The organism is Streptomyces sp. NPDC030143 (genome assembly GCF_055573695.1).
Window position 1 is genome coordinate 260,541 of the sequence record NZ_JBVIAY010000001.1, and the last position, 21,945, is coordinate 282,485.

Consider the following 21,945-nt stretch of genomic DNA (forward strand, 5'->3'; position numbering starts at 1 on the left):
ACCTCCACGAAGAGCCCACCCGGCGGGCCGGTCGGCCCGGCCCACCGGTTCACAAAGGAATCCGGTTGTCACGAAAGGAATCCCGACAGCCCTGCGGCGCCATTCGAAGATCCGTTGCGAAGGCCTGTACGAATGAGTACGGATCTCCGGTGATCCCAACTGGCGCCGCTCGACATGCTGTTGCGAGCAGTGTGCCACGCCCCTCCACCGCGTCACACAGCACTCTGCATTTTTCAGAGTGACACTTGCCAAGTGTTCCCGGCGGGGCGATAGTGGCAAGCGTGATTCCGTCCGCACCCTTAGGAACAGACGCCGCCGCAGGCCACCCCCAGGGTCTCGGTGCCGCCGCGGGAGCAGGCCCTGACCAGGCCGTTTCCGAGCGCCGGTTCCGATTCGAACTGGCCGCCCATCCGGGCTCCCCCGCGCAGGCTAGACGCCTGACACGGGCCCGGCTGTCCGGCTGGTCGGTGTGCGAGGACGCCTGCGACACGGCCGAGCTGGTCATATCCGAGCTGGTCACCAACGCCATCGTGCACACCGCGAGCGGCGTCGTCGTCTGCGAACTGGTGGACGGCGACGACCTGGTGCGCATAGCCGTGCGTGACGAGGGCTGCGCCCCCGGTGAGCCGCAGCCCTCGCCCCAGCGCCCCGAGGAGGAGCACGGGCGGGGGCTCTTCCTCGTCGACGCCCTCTGTCATTCCTGGGGCGCCCTGGAACAGGGCCCCGGGCTGCTGGTCTGGGCCGACCTGCCGCGCCACGGCGACACCGCGCCGACCGCGCCAGGCGGCATCACGAGCTCGGCCCCGCACCGCACCGCCTCCCCCGCGCTGCACGCCGTTCCGCGCGTCGAGCCCCACGACGCCCCGGCGGCCCCCCGCGACGACCTCGGCTGGGGCGCCCGCCCGAAGCCGGGGCCGGCCGACGGCGGTCCGGGCGAGGGCGACGGGAGCGGCGAGGACCACGCGGGCCTCGGACCGGCCGGACACAGCGCGGCCCGTCGGCCGCACCACCACCCGGCCTCGGTCCCCCTCCCCCGCGTGGCCCCGCAGTGGCACCGCAGGCCGGAGTTCGAGGGCCGTTCCCCCTCCGACCACCGTGCCGCCCCCCTGTCGGCCTCTCCGCACGAGCGGGACCGGGGCCGAGGTCCGGCGTGAGTGCCGTCTCCGGCCGGGGCACGGTACTGAGTCTCGAGACCCTGCTGCGGCTGCGGCGGGGGGCGGGCGGCGTCGACCGGCCGCCGCGCCGGCTCGCCGTGCCCGACGGGATGACCGCCCCGCTGGGCTGTGACGCCGTCGCCGTACCGGCGCGTCTGGGACCGCTGATCATGCCCCGGCTGCCCCGCGTGGGCTGTGTGTACGCCGACGAGACGCACTGGTGGTGGCTGGTGCCCGCCGACTCGGACTACGCACTGGAGTGGCCCGCGCCCGCGCACTACGCCGCGGGCGCGCTCGTCCCGGACGCCCCGCACACCCCCGACCTCGTCCACCGGCCGGACGGCACCGTTCCGTACACTCCGCCGATCCCCCTGTACCTCACGCTGTGCCGTCTCACGGGCACCCCGCCGACCTGGACCCGGCCGATCAGCGCGTAGGACGCCCGTCCGCCCACACTGCTCGGCGCCGCAAACGCCGTCCGTCCACGCCGTCCGTCCACACCGCACGGCGCGCGGAACGCCGTCGTCCACACTGCTCGGCGCGCGGAACGCCGTCCGTCCCCGCCGATCGCCAAGCGGATCCCCATCCGACACAGCTCACCGACCCGCCGGCCCCCGTCCGACACAGCTCACCGCCCCCGCCGGCCCCATCCACCACCGCTGATCGGCCGCGTCGACCCGCGCCCCCGACACCGCCGATCGGCCCCTCCCCCCGTCCGAGACGCCTGTCGGCACGCAGGACGCCGTCCGTACGCGCGGCGCGCACCCCCACGCGCGGCCGAACTCCCCGCGCACGCCCGCGCGCATCCCTCGCCCGGTGCTGCGCCCTGCCCTCCGGCAGCCCCTCCCGCGATAGTGGCCACTTGTCCACGATCGGGGGAGGTCACCGGTGGGAAAGGTGCCGACACCGCGGAAAGCGCCCAAGCGGCAACAGCGCGACGAGCGTGACGTCTCCGAGTCGGAGCGGCTGCTCTTCGGCGGGCCCCTCCGCTACGACATGGGCTGGAACCAGCACCGTGACGCCTTCCTGGAGCTGAACTTCCGGGCCATGGTGGCGCGGCTGCCCTCGCTGCTCTCCGCGAGCCTCCGGCTGGCCCGGCAGGCCGACCCGCGGGCCGCCCGGGTGGTGACGGCCGCGGAGGTGGGCCGGGGTGTGGCGCAGGCGATCAGCCTGCTCGCGGTCAACAGCGCGTTGACGCAACTGATCACCGGCGGCCGGATCGAGGACCGGTTGCGCGGTGCCGTGCCGGCGCTCGCCGTGATGGCCGCCGTCCTGCTGGTCGGAACACTGCTGCGAGCCGCGTCGACGTACGCCACCGGCCGTCTGGAGCCGAAGGTCGAGCGGGTCGCGACGGAGCTGTACCTGGAGCGGGCGGCGGCGGTCGAACTGGCCGCGATCGAGGACCACGCCTTCCACAAGCTGCTGGACACCGCGCAGTACGGCGCCCGCTCCGCCGGGCGGATGATCATGTACGGCACCCGGGTGGTGAACGCGCTGATCTCGCTCGTCGCGGCGGCCGGCGTGCTGACCGTGCTGCACCCCCTGCTGCTGCCGCTGCTGGTGACGATGACGCTGCCCAGCGCCTGGAGCGCCCTGACCAACGCCCGGCGCCGGTACGAGTCGTTCCACACCTGGGTGCAGCACGCGCGCGCGGGCCATCTCATCGGCAACCTCCTCACCGACCCGGGGGCGGCTCCGGAGATCCGGGTGCACGGCGTCGGGCCGTTCCTGCTGCGCCACTTCCGCGCGATGTCGGAGACGGCGGAGGCGGAGCAGGCCCGGCTGGCCCGGCTGGCGGCCCGCACCGGCCTGTTCGCCGCGGGCTGGACGGGCCTGGCGACGGTCGCGACGTACGCCACACTGGGCGGGCTGCTGCTCACGGAGACGATGGCCCTGGCGGTGGCGGGGACGGCCGTGATCGCGATCCGCAGCGGCTCGGCGAGTCTGAACACCCTCGTTCTGGAGATCAACCAGCTCCACGAGGAGGCCCTGTTCGTGGGCGATCTGCAACGCCTGTACGTCGAGGCCTCCGAGCGGGCGATCCCCGAGGGCGGAGCGGCCCTGCCGGAGGAGCCGCGGGAGATCCGCTTCGAGAACGTCACCTTCGGCTACCCGGGCGAGTCGGCCCGCCCCGCCCTCGACGACGTCACCCTCACCCTCCCCCTCGGCCGGATCATCGCGCTCGTCGGCGAGAACGGCTCCGGCAAGACCACCCTGGTGAAGCTGCTGGCGGGGCTGTACACACCGGACCGGGGGCGGATCCTGTGGGACGACGTGGACGCGGCGCAGGCGGACCGGCACCGGCTGGCCGAGCGCATCGCGATGGTGGCGCAGGACTTCAAACGGTGGCCGTTCACGGCCCGGGTCAACATCGCCGTCGGCCGTTCCTCCGCGCCGCTGACGGAGGAGCGGCTGGCCACGGCGATCGACGAGGCAGGCGCTCAGGAGGTGGTCGCGGACCTGCCGCGCGGTCTGGACACACTGCTGGCCCGTCAGTTCAGCGGCGGTCATGAGCTGTCCGGCGGCCAGTGGCAGCGGCTCGGCATCGCGCGGGCGGCCTACCGGCGCGGGCGCATCCTGATCGTGGACGAGCCGACGGCGGCCCTGGACGCCCGGGCCGAGCTGGAGGTCTTCGACAAGATCCGCGCGCTGGCGGACGGCGGACAGACGGTCGTCCTGATCACACACCGGCTGGCGTCGGTGCGCCACGCGGACCTGGTGCACGTCCTGGACCAGGGCCGGCTGGTGGAGTCCGGCACACCGCAGGAACTGCTGGCGGGCGGGGGCGTGTACGCGGAGCTGTACGCGCTCCAGGCGGAGCAGTTCACCGCGGGGGCGCCCACGCCGAGCGTCGGCTGACGGCTGACGGCTGACGGCTGACGGCTGACGGCTGACGGCTGACGGCTGACGGCTGACGGCTCAGTCCGTCACGGCGCCACCGCGGACGATCACCAGGAACGTGTCCGTCGCGAGGTCCATGACGACCTCGGCGGCCAGTCCCTCCATGCGTCGCGCGTGCGCGAACTCCTCCGCGGGCCACGACCCGCGCGGCCCGCCCGCGGAAAAGCGTTCGAGCACCGTTCGCCCGTTCATCATCTCGCACCTCCAGGAAGCATCGATTTGTAGGAGTTAACGCCTCCCGAGGGCCGATCGCCTCGCCCGGTTGCGGTACTGAGACATAGGTGACACACGACCGGCGCGGACGGTGACGGTCCGGTCACCGTGCGGACGGTTCCCACACGGTATGTGTCAGAAGTCGTACCCGGTGTGACAACGGACCGCCTCGTGGCGCTCTGCGCGAGAGGGCCGCCACCTCGAGGACGAGGTCGGCACGCCGACCGCCGATCCGCTCGCCCGGTCCGACGGCCCGGCCGCTCCGCAGGGTGGCGCGGGGCTACGGAGAGAACGGGAGGGCTACACCGCGACACGCGGTCCGGGTGCGTCGGCGCGTTCCTGGAGTGCGGCCAGCTCCGCCAGCAGTGCGGTGAGCTGCTCCCGGTGCCGGCGGCCCAGGCGGCCCGTGTCGTCGAGGTGGACGGCGCAGGCGGTGGTGGCGTCGACGAGGCGTTCGAGGAGGGCGGCGACCTCGTCGGTGCCCTCGGTGTGCCGGGCGAGGGCGGGCAGTTCGGCGGCGTTGACGGCGATGGTGGCGCGGGCCTCGGCGAGCGTGCGGTAGGCCTCGCGGCGCAGGGTCCAGCGGGCGGCGCGGTCGTCGGGGCCGTCGAGGACATGGGTGAGGTAGGCGTGCGCGGCGGCGGTGGCGGCGGCGAGCCGGGCGCGGACCTGACCGCCGTGCCGCCCCGGCATCGGCAGGTGTCCGACGACCAGGACGATCGCGCAGGCCAGCAGCGTCTCCGCGATCCGGCTGACGGAGGCCTGCGGCTCGCCGCCCACCATGACCAGGGCCAGCACGAGGACGGTGACGACGGCGGTCTGGGCGGCGAAGTGCCGTGTGGAGACGGGAATGAGCGCTCCGCACACGGCGACCAGCGCCACCAGCCCCTCCGGCCGGGGCAGGACGGCGGCGAACGCCACGAAGAGCAACGCCCCCAGGACGGTCCCGGCGGCCCGGCTCAGCACCCGCGACACCAGCGGCCCGAGGTCGGGCTTGACGAGGAAGACGGTGGTGGCGGGCAGCCAGTACCAGTGTGCGTGCTGTCCGTACCAGCGGGAGTGGTGCAGGGCCTGGGCGATGGCGACGCCGGCCCCGAAACAGAGCGCGACCCGTACGCCGTACTCGCGTCCGCCGGCCCCGAACGCGTGGCTCAGCAGGCGGCGGGCGCTGCGCGGGCGGGTGTGGAGGTCGCCTCCGTCGCCCTGGTCGAAGGCGTCGGCGGCGTGCAGCAAGGCGTCGTCGAGAGCCCGCAGCGCGGGCGCCGAGCGTGAGGGCGCGGGCAGCGGCCCGGTGGAGGCGTTGTCCCGCACGGCGGCGGCGAGGCGCCGGGGGCCCTCGGAGGCGCGGGCGGAGAGGGGTTCCCCGGCCCAGGCGAGCGCGGTCGCGGCTTCGGCGAGGGGCAGCGCGGCGGCGTACTGCGCGTGCAGCCGCCGTTCGGCCGAGGAACTGGCGTAGCGGCGCAGGCGGGGGCCGGTGAGGGCGTCCTGGGCGTGGTCGAGGGCGGCGGTGAGGGCGGCGCGCCGTGTGGTGGCCCGATCGGTGCCGACGGCGTCGAGGAGGCGGGCGACGGCGTCGTACACGCCGGCGACGGCGGCGCGCTCCCCGTCGAACCGGAAGTCGCCGGTCAGCGCGCCGGGCGTGGGCAGGGCGAGCCGCAGCAGGAGCAGCCAGCCGGCGCCGGCGAGGAAGGCGAGAGCGTGCAGCCACCCGCTGCCGGGCAGCGGCATCCCGGCGCCGACCGCCGCGGCGACGAGCAGTTGGGTCCCGGCCGCGGAGGCGACGGGCCCGATGGCACTCATCCCGCCGGCGAGGAGGCCGAGCCCGGTGAGGACGGCCGTCAGCGCGAGGGCGCCGATGTGGTCCCCGGCGTACGTCCCGACGAGCAGTCCGGTGGCCCCGGCGAGCGCGGGCGCCCCGAGCCGCTTGACGGAGGCGCGCCGGCTGCCGGGACGGTCGTTGGTCCCGGCGAGCATGGCGGCGATGGCGGCGACGACTCCGAGGGAGGTGCGCCCGGCGAGGACGGCGACCAGCAGGAGCGGCCCGGCCGCGAGCGCCCCGCGCACGACCGCGCTCCACGGGACCGGTCCGCGCTGGGCGCGCAGGGGGTGGGCGAGCCAGGGTGGCAGGGCGAGGGCGGCGCGGCGGGACACGGGGCTCCTGTCGTCTCGTCGAGGGCGGGGTGAGCCTTCGGGCGACGGCGGCCGGGGCTGGTGTCCTTCACGGTACGACGCGTTCGCGGAGGAGAAGGGGTCGGCTTGTTTCCGGGGTGTGACGATCCACGGCAGGGGCGTGTTCTTTATGAACGCAAAGCGGGGCCGAGGGCGTAGCCTGCCCCCGGCCCCAGTGATGCCGCCCATCTGGCACGCCGGCACGCTTGAGGACCCAGGTCAGCATGATGTCGTCGCGTCCTGCCTTTGGACCACCGCACATCGAGCTGTGCGGGCCGGACTTGAACCGGCATGTCGACGTCCGGGGGCCTGGGCCCGGTCGATCCGGCGATCGGCGGCGAATGCTGAGTCTGGAGCGAGAGTCTGAGATTGATCGCGGTCTGCCTCTGCCGGTTGGGCCACCGCGGCCGGTGTGCCGCGGGGAGGACTCGAACCTCCACCGGAACCGCTCAGTCACGACAAGCTTCAGCTTCAGCTTGCGCTCTTCGCGCACCCCGGTCGCTCAAACCGGGGAGTCTTCGAGGCTACCCGAACAGGTAGCCGAACACGGCGTCACCGACCCGCTGGTCGACGACGTCCACGCCGTTCGCCTCCTCCCGGGCGAACTTCACAGCCTGCTGCAGCTTCTCGACGCGGTCGAGGAGCTCGTTGACCCGCCGGGCCGGGAGGGCGCCGGAGAACTTCACGGTCGTCCAGTAGCCGACCGGAACGTCCTCGTAGTAGACCTCGACCTGGGCGGGGTGTTTGTCGGTGGCCTCCGCCTTGACGTGGTTGCGCGGCACCTTCTTGGTGCGCAGCGTGCGCACCGGCTCGGTCTTCCACGCGTCGGTGGAGGGGTCCTGTACCCAGGACTCGGAGGCGTCGAGCACGGGCAGCTTGCGCACGAAGGTGTTGAGGTCGACGAGCTGCTTCTCCAGGAACAGCAGGTAGGACACCGGGACGTCCGCGACGAGCACGCGTCCGTCCACCTTCACGTCGGCACACGCGCTGCGGTTGGCCCAGTCCTTGGTGGCGGTCACGTCGAACAGCCGGGTCAGGGTGGCGGCGGTCTCCCGCAGCACGTCCTCGGCCTTGACCTGGACCCGCGTCGACTCGGGCGGCAGCTGCTCGCCCTCCTCGTCCTTCGGCTGGTACGTCCGCGAGATGCCGGCCAGCAACGCGGGTTTCTGCAGCCCGTGATGAGCGGCCGTCAGGTCCTGGTGCGCCTTGGACTTGATGCCCTTCTCGACTGCGATGATCTGGTTGAGTTTCGCCACGGAAGGACCGTAGCAACGTCGACATCCGCCGTACCACGGATTATCGGCGGCCGGCGGATCCCCCGCCGGGGTCCGCGGCCGCTCGGACGGCGTCCGCGAAGAGCGCCCGGGCGCGGGCGAGGTGCTCGGCCACCGCACCGTGACCGCCGCTTCCGATGCCGGTGACGAACTCGTCGACGCCGCGCAGCCCGGCCCGCTCCAGCAGCCGTTTCTCGTTGGTGACCCACTCCCCGCGGGCCGCCAGCACCGCGTGCCCGGCCTGCGTTGCCGCGACGGCGAGGGCGCCGGCCGCCTCGGTACGCCGTCCGGCCGGTCCGTGGTGGGTCTCGGCGTAGGAGAGGGTGGCGCGGGCGGTGTCGTACCAGCGTGTGCGGGCAGCCTCGCGCAGCGCGCCCGGGTATGCGGCCGGCCGGGGCAGCTCGCCGTGCAGGACGCGGTTGACCGCCAGCTCGGCGACGACGAGGTAGCTCGGAATCCCCGCGAGGTGGAAGAGCAGCGGCTCCACGTGGAACCGCCCTTGCTCCGCCTCCGCCAGCTCGTGTTCGACGACGTCGAGGTCGCGGTAGTGCACGTCGACGCGCCGCCCGTCGATCGTCAGCCAGGCACCCCCGTTGAAGACGCCCCCGCCCCACCCGCCGATCTCGCAGACCTCGCCCTCCCAGCCCACGGCTCGCAGGTGGGCGGGGTCGAACGTACCCCGGTAGGAGACGGCGAGGTCCCAGTCGCTGTCGGGACGGTGCGTGCCCTCGGCGCGTGACCCGCCGAGGGCGACGGCACGGACGCCGGGCAGTGCGGCCAGGCGTGCGGTGACGCCGGGCAGGAAGTCGTCGTGCATGAGTCGGAGGGTGGTGGGAATCCACCGATCCGTCCAGCCGTTTTCCCTCCGCTGCGCCGCGTTGTCAGTGCCACGCGTTATCAATGAAATCGTCACTGAGTGTAATGACGACGGGGGAACGTGATGACGGCGCAGGAGTACGGCCATGACCAGGAGCACGGCGGGGAAGCGGCCCGCACCCACCTCTCGACCGCCGGTCTGCGTGCCCGGGGGTGGACCCCCGGGATGGTGCGCCGTCTGCTCGGGGAGGCCGATCTCCTGCGCCCCCATCCCGTCATCCGGTCGGCACCGCAGACCCGCCTCTACCGGATGGAGCGGGTCGAGGCCGCCGAGCGGAGCGAGGAGTTCCGGACAGCGTCGGCGGCTGCCGCCCGACGGTCCGCGGCGGCGCGGGCCGTCGCGCTGCGCAGGCGGCGGGAGATGCTGGCGCGGATCGCGGCGGAACCGCTCGACGTGCCCCGGCTCGCCCCGGACCGGCTGGCGGCGCTCGCCGTCGAGCACCGTCGACGCCAGGACGGGCGAGGGCGGCCGGGGCGGGCGCCGGAGCGGGAAACGGCTGGGGGCGCGGCCCTCGACACCGCCGGCTCCGCCGCCCTCGACCGTTGGATGGTCGACTACCTGTGCCACCGGCTGACCCGCCGCGCCGACGTCCTCGACGAGTTGCACGGCAGGGCGGGCCGGGCCGCGGCCGAGGAGTTGCTGCGGCGAAGGATCTACGCGGCCATCTCCGAGGCGTACCCCTCCCTTGCGCAGGAGTGCGAACGGCGGGTGCGCGAACGGCCGTGCGATCCACCAATCGGATGAACATCCGTCGGCCGCAGCGCGGTCGCCCTGCATCCGACCCTGCCCCCGCCCCGCCCCGCCCCGTCCAGGCGTTCAGGCCGTGGGTGGGCCCCACGTCCGCCGTTTGGGTACCGGTCGCGCGAAGCCGCCCGCCCTGCTCGTCCGCAGGCCCATGCCCACCAGGGCCTCGGCCAGCTTCACCGCCGCGCCGACGCCGTCGACGACGGGGACGCCCAGTTTCCCCTCCACCGCGCGTTGGAGCCCGGTCATTCCGGCGCAGCCCAGCACCAGCACCTCGGCGCCGGACTGCCGGGCCCGCTCGGCCGCGGCCAGGAAGGCCGCCTCCGTGCGGTCGGTGTCGCCGAGGTCCAGGACGCCGAGGCCGGTGCCGACGACGGCGGCGCAGTTGCGGCCGACGCCGGCCAGCTCCAGGCTGTCCTCGATCTGGCCGCAGGACCGCTCCAGGGTGGTGACGACGCCGTACCGCCGGCCGAGCAGACAGGCCAGGTGGGCCGCGGCCTCGGTGATGTCGACGACGGGTACGTCGACGAGTTCCCGTACGCCCTCGCGCCCGTGCTCCCCGAAGCCGGCCATGACGACGGCGTCGTAGGGCGGGCCGTCGTAGGTGCGCAGGGTGTCGAGGACGGCGGCCGCCGAGAGGTAGCTGTCGAGCCAGCCCTCGGCGGACTCGGGCCCCCAGGCGGGGGTCAGCCCGGTCACGGTGGTGCCCGGGCCGGCGGCGGCCCGGGCACCTCGCACGATCTCCGCGGTCATCTCCTGCGTGGTGTTGCAGTTGGTGACGACGATCCGCACGCTGCTCAGACCTCCAGGGGCTGCTCGGGGGCGGCCGCGGAGCCGGCCGTCCGCTCGTCGCGGTTCAGCAGGGCGTACAGGCCGGCGGCGAGCGCCGTCCCGATGAACCAGGAGTACGGGGCGACGTCGCTGAACGTGGTCACCAGCGCGAGGACCGCCGCGACGGCGGCCGAGGGCAGGAACGCCCACAGGGCCTTGGGGTTGACGCCGCTGCGGTAGTGGTAGCGGGAGCCGGGGCGGGCGTCGAAGAGCTCGTCGACGTCGACGCGACCGCGCTTGACCCAGTAGTAGTCGACCATGATCACGCCGAACAGCGGGCCGAGGAAGGCGCCGAGACCGCCGAGGAAGTAGTTGACGACCGTCGGGTTGGAGAACAGGTTCCAGGGGGTCACCACCAGCGCGGCGACCGTGCTGATCATGCCGCCGACCCTGAAGGTGATCTTCTGCGGCCAGACGTTGGCGAGGTCGTAGGCCGGGGAGACGAAGTTGGCGACGATGTTGACGCCCATGGTGGCGATGGCGAAGGTCAGGGCGGCCAGGACGAGCACCCAGGTGTTGCCGACCTTGGCGACGAGCTCCGCCGGGTCGGTGATGGCCTCGCCGAACACCTCCAGCGAACCGGCCGTGACGATCACCGAGACGACGACGAAGGCCGTGGAGTTGATCGGCAGGCCCCAGAAGTTGCCGCGCTTGACGGTGCGGTAGTCGGGAGCGAAGCGGGAGAAGTCGCAGAAGTTCAGCATCAGCGTGCCGTAGGTGGCGAGGATCAGTCCGATCGCGCCGAACCACTGCCGCCACTGCTCGCCCACCGAGACGGGGTGCGGGGTGGAGGTGAGGGAGATGGTCCAGCCGGCCTTGGCGAGGACCCAGACGGCCAGCGCGATCATCACGAGCCAGATCGCGGGGCCGCAGAAGTCCTGGAACTTGCGTACCGACTCCATGCCCTGGCTGATGATCAGCGCCTGGATCAGCCAGAGCGAGACGAAGGAGACCCAGCCGAGCGCGTCGAGCCCGAGGAAGGAGCTGTGCGTCCACGATTCCAGTCCCGGCCAGGCCGCGAGCAGCATCACGTTGACCGCGACCGAGGCGAGGTAGGTCTGGATGCCGTACCACATGATGGCGATCACGGCCCGGATCAAGGCGGGGATGTTGGCGCCCCAGACGCCGAAGCTGATGCGGCTGACGACGGGGAAGGGCACGCCGTGTCGCTGGCCTATCTTCCCCATCCAGTTCATGCCGATGTAGATGAGCACGAAGCCGACGAGGAGGGAGGTGAAGACCTGCCACACGTTCATGCCGAGGACCAGCAGGCCCGCCGCGAAGGTGTAGTTGCCGAGGTTGTGGACGTCGGACATCCACAGGGCGAACAGGTCGAACACCTTCCAGGTGCGCTTGCCCGCGGGCGCGAGGTCTTCGTTGGTGAGCCGGGGATCGGGGACGAAGGCGGGTGCGCCGGTGGCTTCGGCGCGGTCGGCGAGGGACACGGGGGCCTCCATGACGACGGGGAGAGGGGTGGAGGAGACAGGGAGAGGGGGAGAGCCGGGGGGGGGGGAGGGGCGGGGGCGCGAAGGCGAGGGGAGGGAGAGGGAGAGGGCGGAACGGGAGCGGTGGGGGGGGTGGGGCTGCGGTCTGCACGAACCGCTCGACGGCCTGTTTGGTATACCAAACTGCGGACATCGTGCCGTCGTCAAGCGTTCTGACCGATGTCCGTCCCGTTACGGCTGCGTAAAAGCCCCCTCGCGTCGGCGAAAATGGCTCCCATGAGCTCCCCGGCGAAGATCGAACCCCTCGGCGCGGTCCGCGAACGGGTCCTGGCGACCCTGCGGCAGGAGATCATCGCCGGCCGCCTTCGTCCCGGCGACCGGCTGGTGGAACGCGAGTTGGCGGAGCGGCTCGGTGTCTCCCGGGTTCCCGTCCGCGAAGCCATCCGCGCCCTGGTCGCCGAGGGGTTCGTCCTGTTCGAGACCCCGCGCAGGACGGTCGTACGGCGGCTCAGCCCGACCGACGTCAAGGAACTCTTCGAACTGCGCGAGGCGTTGGAGGTGTACGCGGCGGGACTGGCCGCGTCCCGGGCGACCCCCGAGGTGCTCGCCGAGCTGCGGGAGTTGCTGGACCAGGCGGCCGAGGCGACCCGGGCCGGGGACGCCGAGGCGATCACCGACGTCAACACCGGCTTCCACGACCTCATCCTCACCGCGGCAGGCAACAGCCTGCTGATCTCCGTCATGGAGCCGGTCGACGGCCGGCTGCGCTGGCTGACCCGGCAGAACGAGGAATGGCCCCAGCTCCTCACCGAGCACCGACAGTTGTACGAGGCGATCGCCTCCGGTGACCCCGACCGGGCCCGCGCCCAGGCACTGCGCCATGTGCAGGCCAACTACCGCTCCACGGTCCACCACCTGTTCGGGGACCTCTCCGACCCTCCTTCCGCGTAGACGCTGCCGCCCTTTCGCCCCAATAGCGGCTGCCGGCGGCCGGGTACCTCACCACCGGCCCGGCCGACCTCGCTCCAGGGCTCGGCATCGGCACCGGCCACGTGGTGTTCTGTGCGACGACACCACCGGTGAGTTCCGCCGGTACCGGTGGAGCGCCGACAGCACGCTCGTACGCCGCCGACCGGCGGCCGATGTCGGCGGCCCGCACTCCCCCACCGCCCGGGACCGGGCACCGGCCTCAGGGGGCTGACGGCGCTCAGCGCCGGGCGTACCGGTCCGTCGCCGCCACCAGCGCCTCCGCCACTCCCTCCGCGCCCACGTCGTGTCCCGCTCCGTCCACCAGGATCAACTCGCTGTCGGGCCAGGCGTGGTGGAGCCGCCAGACGGTGCCGAGGAGGTTGCCGAAGTCGAGGGCGCCCTGCACCATCGTGCCGGGGATCCCCTCCAGCAGGTGGGCGTCGCGCAGCACGACACCTTCCCCGCCCAGGAAGTGGCCGTTGCCGAAGTAGTGCGTGACGGTGCGGGCGAAGCCCATGCGGAACACCGGATCCTCGAACTCCGCCACGGACCGCGGCGGCGCGGGAATCGTCGCCGTCTCCCAGTCGGTCCACGCCCGCGCCGCCCGCTCCCGCACCGCGGGGTCGGGCGAGGCGAGCAGCCTCTGACAGGCAGCCGCGAGACTGCCGCCCCGCTCACCCTCCGGCACCTCGGCGAGGAACCGCTCGAACGCCTTCGGAAAGATCCGCCCCAGCCCCCTCGTCAAGAGCTCCACCTCGGCGTCGGACCCGGTCGCGACCCCGGTCAGCACCAGCTCGCTCACCACCCCGGATGCGTCTGCGCGTACCGCAGCCCCAGCACCGACCCCCACGACACCCCCCACACCAGCCACCGCCGGATCCTCAACCACCGGCGCAGCAGTTCCAGGTCGGCCAGGAGATGGGCCGTCGTGTTGACGCCCATGTCCGTGTCGTAGGCGCTCGCGTGCGGGGTGGAACGCCCGCAGCCGCGCTGGTCGAGCTGCACGATCCGGTACGCGGCGGGATCGAAGAGCCGCCGGAAGTACGGGGAGGACCCGGACCCCGGCCCGCCGTGCAGCACCAGCGCCGGCTTGCCGCGCGGGTTCCCGCAGGTCTCCCAGTACACCCGGTTGCCGTCACCTACCTCGAGCATCCCTCGGTCGTACGGCTCGCTCTGCGGATACAGGCCCATCACGGCACACTAGGCCCCTTCTGATGGATCTCCGTGGGAGAAGGAGCGGCGTCCGGTGCGTGCTCTCGGCGTGCGGCGCGGAAGTCCTCGTAGCGGCGCTACCTGGGCTTTCGCGCGGTGCGGCGAGAGTGCGTGCCGGGCGTCGCGACGCCGCGGAGATCCATCAGAAGGGCCTTAGCGCCCAGCCCCCTCCCGCTCGGCTCACTCGGCGGTCAGTCCCGCCACCTCCGCAGCCGTCCGCAGAACCTCCCGGAGCATCTCCGGGGTGAGCCGGCCGGTGAAGGTGTTGCGCTGGCTCACGTGGAAGCAGCCGAACAGGTCGACCCCCTCGAGCGACACCCGCGCTCCGTGCGCGAAGGCGGGCCGGGGGCGCGGCACAACCCATCCTGCCTCGGCGAACGCGGGCAGCGCCGCCTGCCACCCGAAGGCGCCGAGCACGACCACCGCGCGCAGGGTCGGCCGCAGCAGCCGCAGCTCCTGCACCAGCCAGGGCCGGCATGCGTCCCGCTCCTGCGGGGTGGGCTTGTTGGCGGGCGGCGCGCAGTGCACCGGTGCGGTGACCCGCACGCCGCGCAGGGCGAGACCGTCGTCACTGGAGACGGCGGTGGGCTGCGAGGCCAGCCCCACGTCGTACAGCGCCCGGTACAGCACGTCCCCGGAACGGTCACCGGTGAACATGCGGCCGGTACGGTTGCCGCCGTGCGCGGCCGGCGCCAGCCCCACGATCAGCAGCCGGGCGTCGGGCGGACCGAAGCCGGGCACCGGGCGCCCCCAGTACGTCCAGTCTGTGAACGCCGCCCGCTTGGTGCGGGCGACCTCCTCGCGCCAGGCCACCAGCCGGGGGCAGGCCCGGCAGCCGGCCACGCGCCGGTCGAGTTCGGCGAGGGCGTCCATGCCTCCACCGTAGGACGTCCGTCACGCGGAGCGCCGTACCAGCCTCAGCAGGTCCGTCGTGGACCCCCGCCGCGCCCACGCGATGAGCCCGAGCGGCACCAGCAGGATGAGCGGGGTCGCCGCGTTCTGCCCGTCGAAGACGACGACCTGGACGACGAACGCCCCCACCATCAGCGCGCCGAGTGCCACCGCCGCCACCGACTGCAGCACCGGCACCAACAGGGCGATCGCACCGGCCAGTTCGAGAACGCCGATGGTGTACATGCCCGCGCTGCCCCAGCCCATCTTCTCGAAGCCCTCGGACGCCGACGGGTGCGCGATCAGCTTGGGCAGCGCGCTCGCGATCCCGTAGAAGAGGGCGAGCAGCACCTGCACACAGCGCAGCGCGACCCGGGCCCGACGGCCTCGGACGGGCGCGGACGGGGGGGTCGGAGTCGGCACGGGAGCCGGAGTCGGCGGTGGCGGTGGAGAGGGCGGAAGCGGCGGTCTCGGACATGAGGGTCTCCCGGGAAATCGGTCCGTGGTGCTGTCGGAGAGGCAGACCGCCCCAGCCCCGCGAACTCATCGCCCACAACCGCCTCGCCACGAACCGTCCCGGCACGGACCGTCCGGCAGGAACCGCTCCGCCACGGGCCGTCTCAGCACGTGCCGCCCGGCCACGCAGCGCCTCGGCCCGGACCGCCGGCCCCCGGCGGCACTTCGGCACTGACCGCCCTCCGCGAACCGCCTCCGCCCGGACCGCCGGACCGCCTCGCCCCGACCCGCCTCGGCACGGACCGCCCGCCGCGAAACCGTTCCGACGCGGGCCGTCCCACTCCTCCCCGAGCCGTGACACCGCGTCGCCGGCCTACTCCCCCACGGCCACCGCCCGCACCCAGATCCGATCGGGCGTCAGGTACCGGTCCACTCTCAGCCCCGCTTCCGCCAACGCCTCCTCGAACTGTTCCGCGGTCAGCGGCCGGGCGCGGAACGTCTGCGTCCATATCGCGTCCGGGAACACGTACTCCGCGCGCACCGAGTGGACGCCGTCGCCCACCGGCTCCGACGACAGCATCCGCACGGTGAAGCCGCTGGGGTCGACGCGCTCGCGCGGCAGATCGGTGTGGTAGTCATCCCCCTCGCGCTGGAGCAACACGTACCCGCCCTCGGCGACATGCCGGGCGCAGGCGCGCAGCATGCCCCGCCGCACCTCGACGTCCCCGGTGTGCACGAGGAACGACGCGAGCATCACCACGTCGAACGTCTCGCCCCCCAGGTCGAGGTCCTCGATGCGGCTGAGTACCGTGCGCGCACCGCGGACGCGCTCCAGCATCTCGGCCGACTCGTCCACCGCCGTGACGGTGAAGCCCCGCTCCAGGAGGGCGTGGGTCATGCGGCCCACGCCGCTGCCCAGCTCCAGGATGTGCGCGCCGGCGGGCACCGCCGCCGAGATGACGTCCGGCTCGCCGTTCAACGGCAGGCGGCTGTAGAGCTCGACCGCGCAGCCGTCCGGGGTGATCGCACCGGGACCCGTTCCCTCGTATCCCTCTCGCATGTCAAGCCTCATGCCCGTCGAACGGACGCCGGCGACCGACCGTTCCGCACCCTCGACCGGTTCACCCGTTCGAGCGACAAAGTCATAAGGGAACGAGCGTTCGCTCAAACTTCGCCCCCCGGTCAGCCGAGGAGTACGTTGCAGAGGAGGAGTGGTGAGCCGGAATGCGTACGGGCAGTGAGCCGACGACGGCACGCAGCGCGCTGCGGGTCCGTCTCTGGCTGAGCGTCTGGGGAGGGGTCTGGGCGGTCTGCGGGACCGCCGCGTTCGCCGCCGCCGGCCGAACCGGCTGGGCCATCGCCTGCGGGGTGCTGTGGCTGGTCGTCACCGCCGACCTCGCCATGATCGTCCGGCACCTCCGGCAGGGCCCGCACTACCAACCGGGCCGCGACGTTCCGCCGTACGAGCCGCCGGAACGCCCCCACCGGTGACCACCACGCCCGGCGCGTCACCGATCAGGACGCGGCTGCGGACCGGAACCGCCTGGCGACTGGCCGCTCATGGCAGTGGCTGCTCGTGCCGACCGGATCGCCACCGGATCGAGGCGCTCAGGAGTCGAACCGCGCCGCCTTCAGGTACTGCGGGTTCGGGTCCAGTGCGGCGGCGAGACGGAAGTGACGCTTGGCCTGGTCGGCGCGCCCCTGCCGCTCGTAGGTGCGGGCGAGCGCGAAGTGCGCGAACGCGTTGTCCGGCTCGCGCTCCAGGACGATCGTGAACTCCAGCTCCGCGGGCCGCAGTTGCGCGGCGGCGAAGAAGGCACGCGCACGCAGCAGACGCGCCGCGGTGTTCTCGGGATGCGCGGCGATGACACCGTCGAGCAGCTTCACCGCGCCCCGCGGGTCCCGTGCGGCGAGCAGTTGCTCCGCGGCACGGAAGTCGATGACGTGCGTCTCGGGAGTACGTCCGGTCGAACCGCTGGTATCGGGCACGGAAAAATCCTTCCCTTGCTGGAAGCGTTCAACGCGCGCGGCCGCAGGCGCTATTCCCCCGAGGGCTCCCCCGCCCCACGGGCCCGTCGGGCCAGCTCCGCCCACACGTCCCGCACGCGTTGCTCCAGCTCCGCCAGCGGTACGTCGTTGTCGATCACGATGTCCGCGATCTCCCGGCGCTTCTCCCGGGTGGCCTGCGCCTCCATCCGCGCACGCGCGTCCTCCTCGGTCATGCCACGCAGCCGGACGAGCCGGTCCAGCTGGGTTTCGGGAGCGGCGTCGACGACCACGACGACGTCGTAGAGGGGTGCGAGGCCGTTCTCGGTGAGGAGGGGGACGTCGTGGACGACGACGGCGTCGTCGGGGGCGGCCGACTCCAGTTCCCGGGAGCGGGCGCCGACCAGCGGGTGCACGATGGCGTTGAGGACGGCGAGCTTGTCCGGGTCGGCGAAGACGATGGAGCCCAGACGCGGACGGTCCAGGCTGCCGTCCTCGGCGAGGACGCTGTCGCCGAAGGCCTCGACGACCGCCGTGAGGCCCGGCGTCCCGGGCGCCACGACCTCGCGGGCGATGCGGTCGGCGTCGATCAGGACGGCTCCGCACGCGACCAGCAGCCGCGACACCTCGCTCTTGCCGGCGCCGATCCCGCCGGTCAGGCCCACTGTCAGCATGAGCGGAAGCTTAGGCCCTGCCGGTGACGGCGCACCCGCCCGGGCGGGAAACCCGTCCCTCGCCGGGCTCGTCAGTCTCCCCCTCCCGCAGGGAGCGCGTCAGCCCTCCCCCTCCCGCTCCGCCAGGAACTTCTCGAACTCGCGCCCGATCTCGTCCGCCGACGGGATGTCCGCCGGCTCGGCGAGCATGTTGCCGCGGGTCTCGGCGCCCGCCGCGGCGTCGTACTGGTGCTCCAGGCCCTGGACCAGGGCGGTGAGCTCCTCGTCGCCCTCCTGGATCTGGCGGTCGATCTCGGTCTGGGTGCGGTGCGCCTCGGTGCGCAGGGAGTGCGCGATGCCGGGCAGGACCAGCCCGGTGGCGGCCGTGATGGCCTCCAGGACGGTCAGGGCAGCGTCCGGGTAGGCGGAGCGGGCGATGTAGTGGGGGACGTGCGCGGCGACACCCAGGACGTCGTGGCCGGCGTCCATGAGGCGGTACTCGACGAGGGCCTCGGCGCTGCCGGGGACCTGGGCCTCGTCGAAGGGGCTGCGGTGGACCGGGACGAGGTCCGTGCGGTTGCCGTGCGGGGTGATGCCCACCGGGCGGGTGTGCGGGACGCCCATGGGGATGCCGTGGAAGTTCACGGACAGGCGGACGCCGAGTCTCTCCACGATCTGTCGCACGGCGGCGGCGAAGCGCTCCCACTCCACGTCCGGCTCGGGGCCGGAGAGCAGCAGGAAGGGTGCGCCGGTGGCGTCCTGGACGAACCGCACCTCGATGGCCGGCTCCTCGTAGTCGGCCCACCGGTCGCGCTTGAAGGTCAGCAGCGGACGGCGGGCGCGGTAGTCCACCAGCCGGTCGTGGTCGAAGCGTGCCACGACCTGGTGGGGCAGCGCGTCGAGGAGCCTGTCGACGATCTGGTCGCCGGTTTCCCCCGCGTCGATGTATCCGTCGAAGTGGTAGAGCATGACAAGACCGGCCGACTCCTGGGCCAACGCCATGTCGACGACGGCCAGCCCCTTCGGCTCCCATGCGTACAAACCCTGCGGATCAAGCACTTGGACCGCTCCCCTCGTGTTCCCCCATCTCAACGAGCGTGGAGGCGCGGGCATTCCCACCCCCACGTCCTTGATCAGGTGACTTTCGAGGAAGCACGGCCCTGCACCCGGCGACAGCGACGGCCCGGGCGCGGTCCCGGTCAGCACCGAGGGGCACGGGCAGCACCGAGGGGCACGGGCAGCACAGAGGGGCACGGGCAGCACAGAGGGCCCGCACCTCGAAAGGTGCGGGCCCTCGGTGAAGCGGCTAAGCCTCAGCGGCTAGCTTCAGCTCTGGCCACCGGCCAGCTTCTCGCGCAGCGCGGCCAGCGCCTCGTCCGAGGCGAGCGCACCGGAGGTGTCCGCGCCCTCGGAGGAGTACGAGCCGCCACCGGACGCGGCCGGAGCCGCAGCCTCGCCACCCTCGGCCGCAGCAGCGGCGTCGGCCTCGCGGGACTTGATGACCTGCTGCTGGTGCTGCTCGAAGCGGTTCTGCGCCTCGGCGTACTGGCGCTCCCACTCCTCGCGCTGCTTCTCGTAGCCCTCGAGCCAGTCGTTGGTCTCGGGGTCGAAGCCCTCGGGGTAGATGTAGTTGCCCTGGTCGTCGTAGGACGCGGCCATGCCGTACAGGGTCGGGTCGAACTCGACCGAGGCCGGGTCGGTACCGAAGGACTCGTTGGCCTGCTTCAGCGAGAGGCTGATGCGACGACGCTCGAGGTCGATGTCGATGACCTTGACGAAGATCTCGTCGTTGACCTGGACGACCTGCTCCGGGATCTCCACGTGGCGCTCGGCCAGCTCGGAGATGTGGACCAGACCCTCGATGCCCTCGTCCACGCGGACGAACGCACCGAACGGAACCAGCTTCGTGACCTTGCCGGGCACGACCTGGCCGATCTGGTGGGTGCGGGCGAACTGCTGCCACGGGTCTTCCTGGGTCGCCTTCAGCGACAGGGAGACGCGCTCGCGGTCCATGTCGACGTCGAGGACCTCGACCGTGACCTCCTGGCCGACCTCGACGACCTCGGAGGGGTGGTCGATGTGCTTCCAGGACAGCTCGGAGACGTGGACCAGACCGTCGACGCCACCCAGGTCCACGAAGGCACCGAAGTTGACGATCGAGGAGACCACACCGGAGCGGACCTGACCCTTCTGCAGGGTCGTGAGGAACGTCTGGCGGACCTCGGACTGGGTCTGCTCCAGCCAGGCACGGCGGGACAGGACCACGTTGTTGCGGTTCTTGTCCAGCTCGATGATCTTGGCCTCGAGCTCCTTGCCCACGTAGGGCTGAAGGTCGCGGACGCGACGCATCTCGACCAGGGAGGCCGGGAGGAAGCCACGGAGGCCGATGTCGAGGATGAGACCACCCTTGACAACCTCGATGACGGTACCGGTGACGATCCCGTCCTCTTCCTTGATCTTCTCGATGGTGCCCCAGGCACGCTCGTACTGGGCGCGCTTCTTCGAGAGGATCAGGCGGCCTTCCTTGTCCTCCTTCTGGAGAACAAGGGCCTCGATCTCGTCACCGACGGCGACGACCTCGTTGGGGTCGACGTCGTGCTTGATCGAGAGCTCTCGGCTCGGGATGACGCCTTCGGTCTTGTAACCGATGTCGAGCAGGACCTCGTCCCGGTCGACCTTCACGATGACGCCGTCGACGATGTCGCCGTCGTTGAAGTACTTGATCGTCTCGTCGATCGCGGCGAGGAAAGCTTCCTCGTTACCGATGTCGTTGACCGCTACCTGCGGGGTGGTGGCGGTGGTCTCGGTGCTGCTCGTCATGTGGGAAAGGGCTCCGGTACGGACATTGAAGTCGTAGGTACTGCTTACGCCGGGAGCCCGTTTCGCTCTGCAGAAGCCGGACAGCCAAGGAAGCGCCCACCGAAACCGGTGATGGCGCCTCGACAACCGAGGGGACATACAACAGATGCGAGCGCAGCCTGCTACGTCTGAGGTGCGCAGGCCCGCAGCGCAACTTGTAGCATACGGGGGCAGCCGGGCAGGGTCAATGCGCGAAGGCGCACACCCGGGGCGGATCACCCCATTCCCGGCACACATCGTGTCCCTCGAGGCCCCACAGGCCGCGGGAAACCCCCCGGTGGACACCTGAGCGACACCGCCGGGGCGGGTTGGACGGAAGAGTACGACGAGGGAGCCGGTCATCCAAGAGCCCGTATCGCCCCGGCCGGACTTCGAGCCGGAGGCCACCCGCCGCGACGCCGGCGTCACGGAGAGCGCCCGCGCCAACCGTGGCTGGTGGGACCGCAACGCGGACGAGTACCAGATCGAGCACGGCACCTTCCTCGGCGACGACCGCTTCGTGTGGTGTCCCGAGGGTCTTGACGAGTTGGAGGCCGAGCTGCTCGGCCCGGCCGAGGACCTCAAGGGCAGGGACGTCCTGGAGATCGGCGCCGGGGCCGCCCAGTGCTCCCGCTGGCTGGCCGCCCAGGGGGCCCGTCCGGTCGCCCTGGACCTCTCCCACCGCCAGCTCCAGCACGCGCTGCGCATCGGCGGGTCGTTCCCCCTGGTGTGCGCCGACGCCGGCGCGCTGCCCTTCGCGGACGCCTCCTTCGACCTGGCGTGCTCGGCGTACGGGGCGCTGCCCTTCGTCGCCGACCCCGTACTGGTGCTGAAGGAGGTGCGCCGAGTGCTGCGCCCGGGCGGCCGCTTCGTGTTCTCGGTGACGCATCCGATCCGCTGGGCGTTCCCGGACGAGCCGGGACCCGAGGGCCTGTCGGTGGCGTCGTCCTACTTCGACCGCACGCCCTACGTCGAGCAGGACGAGGAGGGCCGCGCGGTGTACGTCGAGCACCATCGCACGCTCGGCGACCGCGTCCGCGACGTCGTGGCGGCGGACTTCCGGCTGGTGGACCTGGTCGAGCCGGAGTGGCCGTCCTGGAACACCTCGGAGTGGGGCGGCTGGTCGCCGCTGCGCGGCAACCTCGTCCCGGGCACGGCGATCTTCGTCTGCGAGCGGGACTAGCGGGCCCGGCAGGATCGCCGGCGGCCGTCCGCACCGCACGGGAGTGGGCGGCCACGTCCGCCGGCAGCGCGGTGCCGTCGGCACCCCCGCACTCCCTGCGCACGCGCGCGTGGCGGTGACCGGAGCCCACGCCGGCTTCGGCGCCGCAG

Annotated in this window: 19 protein-coding genes and 2 pseudogenes; 7 read left to right on the forward strand and 14 right to left on the reverse strand. The window is 72.5% G+C overall.

All coding sequences use genetic code 11. From position 1 onward, the window contains the following. Window positions 1-272: 272 nt before the first annotated feature. The 3 genes and pseudogenes from ACZ4YY_RS01145 to ACZ4YY_RS01155 all read left to right on the forward strand — a co-directional run. Window positions 273-962 (forward strand): annotated as a pseudogene (locus ACZ4YY_RS01145) (ATP-binding protein); the annotation flags it as partial. A gap of 188 nt (window positions 963-1,150) precedes the next feature. Then, window positions 1,151-1,591: a hypothetical protein gene (locus tag ACZ4YY_RS01150; RefSeq protein ID WP_468282117.1), complete on the forward strand. Its 441-nt coding sequence runs from the start codon at window positions 1,151-1,153 to the stop codon at window positions 1,589-1,591. A gap of 559 nt (window positions 1,592-2,150) precedes the next feature. Beyond that, a complete protein-coding gene (locus tag ACZ4YY_RS01155) occupies window positions 2,151-4,013 on the forward strand; it encodes an ABC transporter ATP-binding protein (protein ID WP_468283191.1) in 1,863 nt (620 codons plus the stop codon). Window positions 4,014-4,073: 60 nt separating this feature from the next. Here the strand turns inward: ACZ4YY_RS01155 and ACZ4YY_RS01160 are convergent, their stop codons facing one another. From ACZ4YY_RS01160 to ACZ4YY_RS01175, 4 genes are all read right to left on the reverse strand, one after another. Then, the gene (locus ACZ4YY_RS01160) at window positions 4,074-4,247 is read right to left on the reverse strand and encodes a hypothetical protein (protein WP_468282119.1); all 174 of its coding nucleotides are present in this window, start codon (window positions 4,245-4,247) and stop codon (window positions 4,074-4,076) included. Window positions 4,248-4,568: 321 nt separating this feature from the next. Beyond that, entirely contained in the window at window positions 4,569-6,419 is a 1,851-nt protein-coding gene (locus tag ACZ4YY_RS01165; protein ID WP_468282121.1) for an FUSC family protein, read from the reverse strand. A 542-nt stretch (window positions 6,420-6,961) separates the two neighbouring features. Beyond that, entirely contained in the window at window positions 6,962-7,693 is a 732-nt protein-coding gene (locus ACZ4YY_RS01170; protein WP_468282123.1) for a DUF7873 family protein, read from the reverse strand. A gap of 40 nt (window positions 7,694-7,733) precedes the next feature. Beyond that, window positions 7,734-8,528 carry a nucleotidyltransferase domain-containing protein gene (locus ACZ4YY_RS01175; protein ID WP_468282125.1) on the reverse strand — a complete coding sequence of 265 codons (795 nt, stop codon included), beginning with the start codon at window positions 8,526-8,528 and terminating at the stop codon, window positions 7,734-7,736. Between the two features lie 123 nt (window positions 8,529-8,651). Between ACZ4YY_RS01175 and ACZ4YY_RS01180 the strand changes: the two genes are divergently transcribed. Further along, on the forward strand, window positions 8,652-9,332 hold the full coding sequence (locus ACZ4YY_RS01180) for a hypothetical protein (RefSeq protein WP_468282127.1): 681 nt from the start codon (window positions 8,652-8,654) through the stop codon (window positions 9,330-9,332). Window positions 9,333-9,404: 72 nt separating this feature from the next. Here ACZ4YY_RS01180 and ACZ4YY_RS01185 read toward each other — a convergent pair whose 3' ends face one another. Then, entirely contained in the window at window positions 9,405-10,124 is a 720-nt protein-coding gene (locus ACZ4YY_RS01185) for an aspartate/glutamate racemase family protein (RefSeq protein WP_468282129.1), read from the reverse strand. A gap of 5 nt (window positions 10,125-10,129) precedes the next feature. After that, window positions 10,130-11,608 (reverse strand): NCS1 family nucleobase:cation symporter-1, encoded by a 1,479-nt coding sequence (locus tag ACZ4YY_RS01190; protein ID WP_468282131.1) that lies wholly within the window; start codon window positions 11,606-11,608, stop codon window positions 10,130-10,132. 267 nt (window positions 11,609-11,875) lie between these two features. Here ACZ4YY_RS01190 and ACZ4YY_RS01195 point away from each other — a divergent pair, with 267 nt between their 5' ends. Continuing rightward, complete coding sequence (locus ACZ4YY_RS01195; protein ID WP_468282132.1) at window positions 11,876-12,559, forward strand: GntR family transcriptional regulator; 684 nt, start codon at window positions 11,876-11,878, stop codon at window positions 12,557-12,559. Between the two features lie 256 nt (window positions 12,560-12,815). Here the strand turns inward: ACZ4YY_RS01195 and pip are convergent. The 4 genes and pseudogenes from pip to ACZ4YY_RS01215 form a co-directional block, all read right to left on the reverse strand. Then, a pseudogene (gene pip, locus ACZ4YY_RS01200) lies at window positions 12,816-13,768 on the reverse strand (prolyl aminopeptidase). A 201-nt stretch (window positions 13,769-13,969) separates the two neighbouring features. Next, on the reverse strand, window positions 13,970-14,662 hold the full coding sequence (locus ACZ4YY_RS01205; RefSeq protein ID WP_468282134.1) for a uracil-DNA glycosylase: 693 nt from the start codon (window positions 14,660-14,662) through the stop codon (window positions 13,970-13,972). 21 nt (window positions 14,663-14,683) lie between these two features. Beyond that, the gene (locus ACZ4YY_RS01210) at window positions 14,684-15,103 is read right to left on the reverse strand and encodes a DoxX family protein (RefSeq protein WP_468282136.1); all 420 of its coding nucleotides are present in this window, start codon (window positions 15,101-15,103) and stop codon (window positions 14,684-14,686) included. Between the two features lie 406 nt (window positions 15,104-15,509). Beyond that, window positions 15,510-16,196 carry a class I SAM-dependent methyltransferase gene (locus ACZ4YY_RS01215; RefSeq protein WP_468282138.1) on the reverse strand — a complete coding sequence of 229 codons (687 nt, stop codon included), beginning with the start codon at window positions 16,194-16,196 and terminating at the stop codon, window positions 15,510-15,512. Window positions 16,197-16,360: 164 nt separating this feature from the next. On the opposite strand from ACZ4YY_RS01215, the gene ACZ4YY_RS01220 reads away from it, so the two are divergent. After that, on the forward strand, window positions 16,361-16,627 hold the full coding sequence (locus tag ACZ4YY_RS01220; RefSeq protein WP_468282140.1) for a DUF6343 family protein: 267 nt from the start codon (window positions 16,361-16,363) through the stop codon (window positions 16,625-16,627). A gap of 117 nt (window positions 16,628-16,744) precedes the next feature. Here ACZ4YY_RS01220 and ACZ4YY_RS01225 read toward each other — a convergent pair whose 3' ends face one another. From ACZ4YY_RS01225 to rpsA, 4 genes are all read right to left on the reverse strand, one after another. Beyond that, window positions 16,745-17,125, reverse strand: a complete 381-nt coding sequence (locus ACZ4YY_RS01225) for a tetratricopeptide repeat protein (protein WP_468282142.1) — start codon at window positions 17,123-17,125, stop codon at window positions 16,745-16,747. A 50-nt stretch (window positions 17,126-17,175) separates the two neighbouring features. Further along, window positions 17,176-17,796 carry a dephospho-CoA kinase gene (coaE, locus tag ACZ4YY_RS01230; protein WP_468282144.1) on the reverse strand — a complete coding sequence of 207 codons (621 nt, stop codon included), beginning with the start codon at window positions 17,794-17,796 and terminating at the stop codon, window positions 17,176-17,178. A 99-nt stretch (window positions 17,797-17,895) separates the two neighbouring features. Continuing rightward, complete coding sequence (locus ACZ4YY_RS01235; protein WP_468282146.1) at window positions 17,896-18,834, reverse strand: PAC2 family protein; 939 nt, start codon at window positions 18,832-18,834, stop codon at window positions 17,896-17,898. A 267-nt stretch (window positions 18,835-19,101) separates the two neighbouring features. Further along, window positions 19,102-20,595 carry a 30S ribosomal protein S1 gene (gene rpsA, locus ACZ4YY_RS01240; RefSeq protein ID WP_468282148.1) on the reverse strand — a complete coding sequence of 498 codons (1,494 nt, stop codon included), beginning with the start codon at window positions 20,593-20,595 and terminating at the stop codon, window positions 19,102-19,104. Between the two features lie 379 nt (window positions 20,596-20,974). Between rpsA and ACZ4YY_RS01245 the strand changes: the two genes are divergently transcribed. Then, window positions 20,975-21,796, forward strand: coding sequence for a class I SAM-dependent methyltransferase (locus ACZ4YY_RS01245; RefSeq protein ID WP_468283194.1), 822 nt, complete (start codon window positions 20,975-20,977; stop codon window positions 21,794-21,796). Window positions 21,797-21,945: the final 149 nt, after the last annotated feature.

Bases quoted from the DNA above. Each gene is read 5' to 3' on its own strand.
- ACZ4YY_RS01155 (WP_468283191.1), top strand. From the start codon at position 2,151: ATGGGCTGGAACCAGCACCGTGACGCCTTCCTGGAGCTGAACTTCCGG.
- ACZ4YY_RS01160 (WP_468282119.1), bottom strand. From the start codon at position 4,247: ATGAACGGGCGAACGGTGCTCGAACGCTTTTCCGCGGGCGGGCCGCGC.
- ACZ4YY_RS01175 (WP_468282125.1), bottom strand. From the start codon at position 8,528: ATGCACGACGACTTCCTGCCCGGCGTCACCGCACGCCTGGCCGCACTG.
- ACZ4YY_RS01180 (WP_468282127.1), top strand. From the start codon at position 8,652: ATGACGGCGCAGGAGTACGGCCATGACCAGGAGCACGGCGGGGAAGCG.
- ACZ4YY_RS01195 (WP_468282132.1), top strand. From the start codon at position 11,876: ATGGCTCCCATGAGCTCCCCGGCGAAGATCGAACCCCTCGGCGCGGTC.
- ACZ4YY_RS01205 (WP_468282134.1), bottom strand. From the start codon at position 14,662: ATGGACGCCCTCGCCGAACTCGACCGGCGCGTGGCCGGCTGCCGGGCC.
- ACZ4YY_RS01215 (WP_468282138.1), bottom strand. From the start codon at position 16,196: ATGCGAGAGGGATACGAGGGAACGGGTCCCGGTGCGATCACCCCGGAC.
- ACZ4YY_RS01220 (WP_468282140.1), top strand. From the start codon at position 16,361: ATGCGTACGGGCAGTGAGCCGACGACGGCACGCAGCGCGCTGCGGGTC.
- coaE (WP_468282144.1), bottom strand. From the start codon at position 17,796: ATGCTGACAGTGGGCCTGACCGGCGGGATCGGCGCCGGCAAGAGCGAG.
- rpsA (WP_468282148.1), bottom strand. From the start codon at position 20,595: ATGACGAGCAGCACCGAGACCACCGCCACCACCCCGCAGGTAGCGGTC.